Origin of the sequence: Arthrobacter sp. SIMBA_036, from assembly GCF_046535135.1 — a bacterium.
Lineage (GTDB): Bacteria > Actinomycetota > Actinomycetes > Actinomycetales > Micrococcaceae > Arthrobacter.
Genome location: NZ_JAWRXG010000524.1, coordinates 1 through 203 on the forward strand (window position 1 = coordinate 1; position 203 = coordinate 203).

Sequence of the window (203 nt, forward strand, 5' to 3'; positions counted from 1 at the left end):
GCCATGGTGGTCGCGGCTTGTTGTTTCCCGGACCCGCGTTTGGCGACGTCGTAGGACTTCGCCTCGGGCAGGGTGACGGGGGTGTGGGTGCGGCGGCGTTCGGGGACGAACCCGCCGAGTTCGGCGCGGCGTTCCATCAGGTATTTGATTTCGGGGGCGTCCATGCCGGGGTGGTAGTACGGGGGCCGGTAGAGGTCCGCGTC

The 203-nt window shown here is 68.5% G+C and carries 1 protein-coding gene; it reads right to left on the reverse strand.

The features are described from left to right. On the reverse strand, positions 1 to 203 hold a 203-nt coding region (locus SB659_RS20730), incomplete at both ends, for a hypothetical protein (protein ID WP_410551811.1).